This is a genomic window from Streptomyces sp. AcH 505, assembly GCF_000818175.1.
Classification (GTDB): domain Bacteria; phylum Actinomycetota; class Actinomycetes; order Streptomycetales; family Streptomycetaceae; genus Streptomyces.
This window is the reverse complement of the sequence record NZ_JTIY01000001.1, coordinates 4,125,663-4,132,661: the sequence shown is the minus strand read 5'-3', so window position 1 is coordinate 4,132,661 and position 6,999 is coordinate 4,125,663. Positions and strand designations below refer to the sequence as shown.

Annotated in this window: 4 protein-coding genes and 1 pseudogene; 3 read left to right on the top strand and 2 right to left on the bottom strand. The window is 71.1% G+C overall.

Annotation, left to right across the window (positions count from 1 at the left end; translation table 11 throughout):
• Positions 1 to 95: 95 nt before the first annotated feature.
• Positions 96 to 1,718, bottom strand: coding sequence for an MFS transporter (locus HY68_RS18895; RefSeq protein ID WP_041990440.1), 1,623 nt, complete (start codon positions 1,716 to 1,718; stop codon positions 96 to 98).
• A gap of 207 nt (positions 1,719 to 1,925) precedes the next feature.
• Here HY68_RS18895 and panB point away from each other — a divergent pair, with 207 nt between their 5' ends.
• The 3 genes from panB to HY68_RS18880 all read left to right on the top strand — a co-directional run bounded on the left by panB (position 1,926) and on the right by HY68_RS18880 (position 4,870).
• On the top strand, positions 1,926 to 2,801 hold the full coding sequence (panB, locus tag HY68_RS18890) for a 3-methyl-2-oxobutanoate hydroxymethyltransferase (RefSeq protein ID WP_041990439.1): 876 nt from the start codon (positions 1,926 to 1,928) through the stop codon (positions 2,799 to 2,801).
• A gap of 180 nt (positions 2,802 to 2,981) precedes the next feature.
• Positions 2,982 to 4,019: an ATP-binding cassette domain-containing protein gene (locus HY68_RS18885; protein WP_041990437.1), complete on the top strand. Its 1,038-nt coding sequence runs from the start codon at positions 2,982 to 2,984 to the stop codon at positions 4,017 to 4,019.
• Positions 4,016 to 4,870, top strand: a complete 855-nt coding sequence (locus HY68_RS18880; protein ID WP_041990435.1) for an ABC transporter permease — start codon at positions 4,016 to 4,018, stop codon at positions 4,868 to 4,870. The genes HY68_RS18885 and HY68_RS18880 overlap by 4 nt, the downstream gene beginning before the upstream one ends.
• A 107-nt stretch (positions 4,871 to 4,977) precedes the next feature.
• On the opposite strand, the pseudogene HY68_RS18875 reads toward HY68_RS18880, so the two are convergent.
• Positions 4,978 to 6,999, bottom strand: a pseudogene (locus HY68_RS18875) (AfsR family transcriptional regulator); the annotation flags it as partial.

Sequence of the window (6,999 nt, the reverse complement as noted above, 5' to 3'; positions counted from 1 at the left end):
GCCCCGCCCAAAGGGCGGACGACGATACTTCGCGGACACTCCCTGCCCCCGCCTTGTCGATTCTCCCGCACGACGGGGGCCGGAGGCGCCCGGCGTCAGCGCCGTGCGGCCGGCTCCGTGGCCGGTTCCCGCTTCTCACCGGCGTTCGGCGCCTCGCCGGACCCGTCGGCCGCCGGCCGGCCGGGCAGGAACAGGACGACCACGACGGCGCCGATCAGCGCCACGGCGGCCGAGCCGACGGCCGTGACGTGCATGGCGTGCAGGAACGCGTCGTGCGCCGAGGTGATCAGCGGCCGGCCCGCGGGGCCGAGCTTCTCCGCGATGCCGAGGGTCGCCTCGATCGACTCCCCCGCCGCGTCCCTCGCCCCGGCCGGTACGGCGCCGAGGTGTCCCTCGATGCCGCTGCGGTACGTCGCCGACAGCACGGAGCCGAGTACGGCGATCCCGAGCGCGCCGCCGACCTGCCGGAAGGTGTTGTTGACCGCCGAGCCCGAGCCGGCCTTCTCACGGGGCAGCGCCTGCATGATCGAGACGGTCACCGGCGGCATGATGTGCGCCATTCCGGTGCCCTGGACGAAGAAGACCACGCACAGCACCCAGACGGGCGTGGTGGCGTCGAAGAAGGCGAACATCGCCAGTCCCGCCGCGACGAGCACCATGCCCGCCGTGCAGACGGCGCGCGCGCCGAACCGGTCGACGACCAGCCGGGCCCGTGGCGCGAAGACCATCTGGGCGGCGGCGAGCGGCAGGATCAGCAGCCCGGACTGGAGCGCGCTGTAGCCGCGCACGCTCTGCAGGTAGAAGGCGGAGAAGAAGGTCACGCCCATCAGCGCGAAGAACACCAGCGCGATGGCGGCGACAGCGGCGGCGAAGGCCGGCTTCTTGAAGTACCCGACGTCGATGGCCGGGTGGCTGCTGCGCTTCTCGTGCCAGACGAAGCCGGCCAGCACGGCCACCCCGCCGAGCAGCGGGCCGAGCGAGGAGACCGCGGTGAAGTCGGCCAGCTCGCCGCCGCGGATGATCCCGTACACCAGCAGGACGAGTCCGACGATGGACAGCAGCACGCCCAGCGGGTCGAGCTTCCCCGGCCTGGGGTCCCTGGAGTCCGGCACCAGCAGCACCATGGCGATCAGCGCGACGGCGGCGACCGGCACGTTCACCAGGAAGATGGAACCCCACCAGAAGTGCTCAAGCAGCAGTCCGCCGGTGATGGGGCCGATCGCGATGCCGAGGCCGACACCGCCCGCCCAGATACCGATGGCCTTGGGCTGCTCGTCGCGCTCGAAGACGTTCATCAGCACGGCCAGTGTGGCCGGCATCACAAAGGCGGCGCCGAAGCCCATCAGGGCGCGGAAGGCGATGAGTTGGGCGGGCGAGCCGGACATCGAGGCGAGCGCGGAGCCGACGCCGAAGACGACGATGCCGAAGAGCAGCACCTTCTTGCGGCCGATGCGGTCGCCGAGCAGTCCGGCGGTGAACAGCAGTCCGGCGAAGACGAGCGTGTAGGCGTTGATGGCCCATTCGAGCTGGCTCTGGGTGGCGCCGATGCCGATGGGCTTCGGCGCCGCGATGGTCTTGACGGCCACGTTCAGGATCGAGTTGTCCAGCACGACGATGAGCAGGCTGAACATCAGGACGGCCAGGATGGCCCAGCGCCTGCGGTGGACGGTTTCGGGTATGCGTGGCGCGGCGGCGGGGCCGCCGGACGGTATGGACATGGCGAACAGCGTAGAGCAATTTCGATACGAGACCGTCTCGTATTGGAAATTCTTTGCCCGCGGGGACGGGTCCCGAACCCGCACCGGGAGAGCGGCGGAGACCCGGCTGCCCCACCCCCACTTCCCGTCAGCTCCGTGGAGTGCCACCATGGGTGTGGTCCGGGGACGCCGTCAGGGCGCCTCGAGATGACGAAAGGGCCGTCGGCCATGTCGCTCCACTCTGCGCAGAACCCGCCCACGGGCAGCCCCTCCGACAGCAGCAAGGCGCTGTACGGCGGCAAGAGCTCCCGTCGCATCACCGTGCATGACATCACCGCAGCGAAGGACCGCGGCGAGAAGTGGCCCATGCTCACCGCGTACGACGCGATGACGGCGTCCGTCTTCGACGAGGCGGGCATCCCCGTGATGCTCGTCGGCGACTCGATGGGCAACTGTCATCTGGGCTACGAGACCACCGTGCCGGTCACCCTCGACGAGATGACGATGCTGGCCGCCGCCGTCGTGCGTGGCACCAAGCGCGCCCTGATCGTCGGTGACCTGCCGTTCGGCACGTACCAGGAAGGGCCGGTACAGGCCCTGCGCAGCGCCACCCGGCTGGTGAAGGACGCCGGCGTGGGCGCGGTCAAGCTGGAGGGCGGCGAGCGCTCGCACAGCCAGATAGAGCTGCTGGTGCAGTCCGGCATCCCGGTGATGGGCCACATCGGGCTCACCCCGCAGTCGGTCAACTCGATGGGCTACCGGGTGCAGGGGCGCGGCGAGGAGGCCGCGCAGCAGATGCTCCGCGACGCCAAGGCCGTGCAGGACGCGGGCGCCTTCGCCGTCGTCCTGGAGCTCGTACCGGCCGAGCTGGCCGCCGAGGTGACCCGGATCCTGCACATTCCGACGGTCGGGATCGGCGCGGGTCCCGAGACCGACGCGCAGGTGCTCGTGTACACCGACATGGTCGGTCTCACCGGCGGCAAGGTCCCGCGCTTCACCAAGCAGTACGCGAACCTGCGGCAGACGATGGGCGACGCCGCGCGGGCGTTCGCCGAGGACGTCGTGGGCGGAACGTTCCCGCAGGAGGAGCACACCTTCCACTGAGCGGCTGTCCGCCGAAGCACCTTCCCCTGACCACTCCTCGCACATCCGACAGCCCGCCGATCATCCCCCGTCGGCGGGCTGTCGCACGCCGTCGCCCGGGGTCGGCGCCCTGTCGGCGCCCTGTCGGCGATGTCGGCGGCCTGTCGGTGGATTGTCGGTGGCGTCTGGTGCTATGTACCCATGACGCGAATCGACAAGAACCCCAGCGGCAGCCGCACGGGCATCGCCGTCGAGGTGCGGGGGCTGGTCAAGCACTACGGCGCGACCAAGGCGCTCGACGGCATCGACCTGGACGTGCGCGAAGGCACCGTCCTCGGTGTCCTCGGGCCCAACGGCGCCGGCAAGACAACTCTCGTACGGATCCTCTCCACCCTGGTCCAGCCCGACGCGGGCACAGCGGTGGTAGCCGGCTACGACGTGCTGCGCCAGCCCAGGCAGCTGCGCCGCACGATAGGCCTCACCGGCCAGTACGCCTCGGTGGACGAGAAGCTGTCCGGCCGGGAGAACCTCTACATGATCGGCAGGCTGCTCGACCTGTCCCGCAAGGACGCGCGCCGCCGTGCCGACGAACTGCTGGAGCGCTTCTCGCTCACGGACTCCGCCAAGCGGCCCGTGATGCAGTACTCCGGCGGTATGCGGCGCAGGCTCGACCTGGCCGCCTCGATGATCGGGCAGCCCGCCGTGCTCTATCTGGACGAGCCGACGACGGGCCTCGACCCCAGGACCCGCAACGAGGTCTGGGACGAGGTGCAGCGGATGGTCGCCGAAGGCGCGACGGTCCTGCTGACCACGCAGTACATGGAAGAGGCCGAGCAGCTGGCGAGCGAGCTGACGGTCATCGACAAGGGCAAGATCGTCGCCAGTGGCGCGGTGGACGAGCTGAAGGCGAAGGTCGGCGGCCGCACCCTGCAGATCAGGCCCACGGATCCGGCCCAACTGCCCGCGATGGCACGGGCGCTGGCCGAGACGGGGCTCGACGGCGTGTCGGGTACGTCCGTGGTGCCCGACGAGGGTCTGCTGTACGTCCCGATCCTCAGCGACAGCCAACTGACGGCGGTCATCGGACTGCTGGCCGAGCGCGGCTTCTCCGTCGCCCATATCGGCACCCATCTGCCCAGCCTGGACGAGGTGTTCCTGGCCATCACCGGCGAGAAGCTGACCTCGGAGTCCGACACCGCAGCCGACGCCGGCTCCGCGCCCGAGGAGGTCGCCGTATGAGCACCACCACGCTTCCCACGTCCGCACCCGAGCAGACAACCGCTCCGGCCCGCAGGCCCGTCGACGAGGGGCGGATCGGGCTGCGCGCCAATGTGCGCCACATCGGCGCGCTGGCCCGGCGCAACGTGCTGCAGATCAAGCAGGACCCGGAGTCGATGTTCGACGTCCTGCTGATGCCGATCATCTTCACGCTGCTGTTCGTGTACGTCTTCGGCGGCTCCGTCGGCGCGAGCATCGGCGGCGGCCGTGAGGCCTATGTCAACTACGTGGTGCCAGGGCTGATGGCGATGATGGGCATGAACATCGCGATGGCGGTCGGCACGGGGGTCAACGACGACTTCCGCAAGGGCGTCATGGACCGGTTCCGTACGATGCCGATCGCCCGGTCGTCGGTGCTGATCGCGAAGATCGTGGTCGAGATCGGCCGGATGCTGGTCGCCACGGCGATCCTGCTCGGCATGGGCTTCCTGCTCGGCATGAGCGTCGGGACGTCCGTCCTGGAACTGCTCGCCGCCGTCGGTCTTTCGCTGGTCTTCGGCGCGTCCCTGATGTGGGTCTTCATCCTGCTGGGTCTCACCATGAAGACGGCGCAGGCCGTCCAGGGGGTGGCCATGCTGGTCCTGATGCCGCTGCAGTTCGGCTCATCGATCTTCGCCCCGCCGTCGACGATGCCCGGCTGGCTGCAGAACTTCACCGACTACAACCCGCTGTCGAATCTCGCCGACGCGGCGCGCAACCTGCTCAACGGCGGCCCGGTGGCCCACGCCGTCTGGATCACGCTGGCCTGGGCCGCCGGGATCACGCTGGTGACGGCGCCGCTCGCGGTGGCCAGGTTCCGCAAGAAGTCCTGACCCGCGCGGCCGGGACACGTCCGAGGGCGCCCAGGGCGTCCCGGGAGCCGCGAGGTGGCTCCGGATTCGTAGGGGTCTCCTGAGCCGATGACCCGGTGCTCCCGGGATCAGACGAGGGCGACGGCCTCCTCCATCGTGAGGCCGCCGCCCTCGGCGCGTGCCGCGTCGAAGCGGGCCGTGTCGCCGCCGAGCGAAGCCAGCACGGCCTCGCGCGCCCCCCGCATGACCATCCTCTCGGTGGCGACGCGGAAGTGGCCGGTGGGCAGCAGCGCCTCGTACGCGCCGATCAGCCGGGCCGCGTCCTCCGCCCGCTCCCCGCCGAGACCGCCGAGCGCCCAGGCGGCCGTCAGCAGATGCACGGCGACCATCTCGGGGGCGATCATCCGGGACAGCGGTGCGTTCGCCTGTATAGCGGCCTCCCGCGCCAGTACGCGGGCCCGCGCGAAGTCACCGTCCGCACAGTCCAGCCAGGCGAAGGCGCCCTTCGCGAACCCCTCGAAGACAGCCAGCGAGTCCTGGGCGAGTGCGGCCTGCAGCAGCTCCAGTTGCTCCCTGGCCTCGTCCCTGCGCCCGCTGCGGCCGAGCCACATCGCCAGGAACAGCCGGGCGATCGGCACCGGTTCCCGGTCGGGCCGTTCGTCCGCCGCCTCCTCGCCCTCGGCCAGCGCCTCGCGCAGGATCCGCTCGCCCTCCTCCGGGTGGTCCGACTCCAGCAGATTGCCCCCGAGCCGGCAGCGCAGCAGGGTCACATGGCCCCGGGCACCGAGACCTTCGGCATAGCGGATGGCCGCGGTGAAGTCCTCGACGGCGCCGTCGAAGTCGCCTGCCCTCTCCCGGGCCTCGCCGTGCGCCGACAGCGCCTCGGCGGCGCCCCAGTCGTCACCGAGCCGCTCGTAGATCTCCCGGGCCCGGTCGGCGTCCCTGGCCGCGTCCTCGGCCGAAATGCCCCTGTTGGCGAGGAGGTTGGCGCGCGTCTGGAGAGCCGCCGCCAGCTCCCAGTCGAAGCCGAAGTCCTCGCAGGCGCTGACCGTCGTGTTGAGAGCCGCCAGGAGCCGTTCCCCCTCGCCGGCGAACAGCATCGAGAAGAACCACATCGTGCCGGGGAACCGGCAGGTCTGCGGCAGTCCCGCGCGATAGACCTCGCTCACGGCCCCGAACCATTCGACGCGTTCGGTCATGCTCCATTCGCTGTCCGAGTGATCCATGCTGACCAGCTCGATCAGCCGGACCTCACGGCGCGCCTCCAGCAGCACCTCGGGGCTCATGGGCGGCGGCGCGTCCGTGCACCGCTCCTGGAGCGGTTCGGCGGGTCGGTAGGGCGGGGCGAACGGATCGGGCCCGAGCGCCGCCCCCGCGCTCGCCCACTGCATGGCGTCGAAGCGCAGGTCGCGCATCTGCCAGTACCAGGCGAGTGACAGGACGAGGCACAGCACCTCCTGCTCGTCCTCGGCGGCGACGGCCCTGCGCAGCGCGGTGCGCACGTTCTCGTTCTCCAACTCCAGCCGGGCCAGCGCCGCGCGCTGTCCGCTGCCGCGCAGTTCGGGGTCGCTGGTCCTGGCCAGTTCGCGGTAGTAGGTCAGATGGCGCCGTTCGGTGGCCTGCCGGTCGTCGGCCTCGTCCAGGCGCTCGGCGGTGTACTCGGTGACGGTCTCCAGCAGCCGGTAGCGCATGCCGCCGTCCTCCGAGGGGGCGGCGACGACAAGGGACTTGTCGATGAGCGAGCCGAGCAGCGCGGCGACCTCGCGGGCCGGGACGCCGGGCCCCGCGCACACGGACTCGGCGGCCGTCAGGTCGCAGCCGCCGGAGAAGACCGACAGCCGGCGCAGGACGGCGCGTTCGGGCAGGTCCAGCAGGTCCCAGGACCAGTCGACGACGGCCCGCAGGGTCTGCTGGCGCGGCAGAACGGTCCTGCTGCCGCTGGTCAGCAGCCGGAACCGGTCGTCGAGACGGTCCGCGATCTGGCGCGGCGTGAGCAACCGCAGCCGGGCGGCGGCCAGTTCGATCGCCAGCGGCAGCCCGTCGAGACGGCGGCAGATCTCGGCGACGGCGGCGGGGTCGTCCGCCGGGTCGAACTCGGGGCGCACCGCGCGCGCCCGCTCGGCGAACAGCTGGTGCGCGGTGTCGCGCGG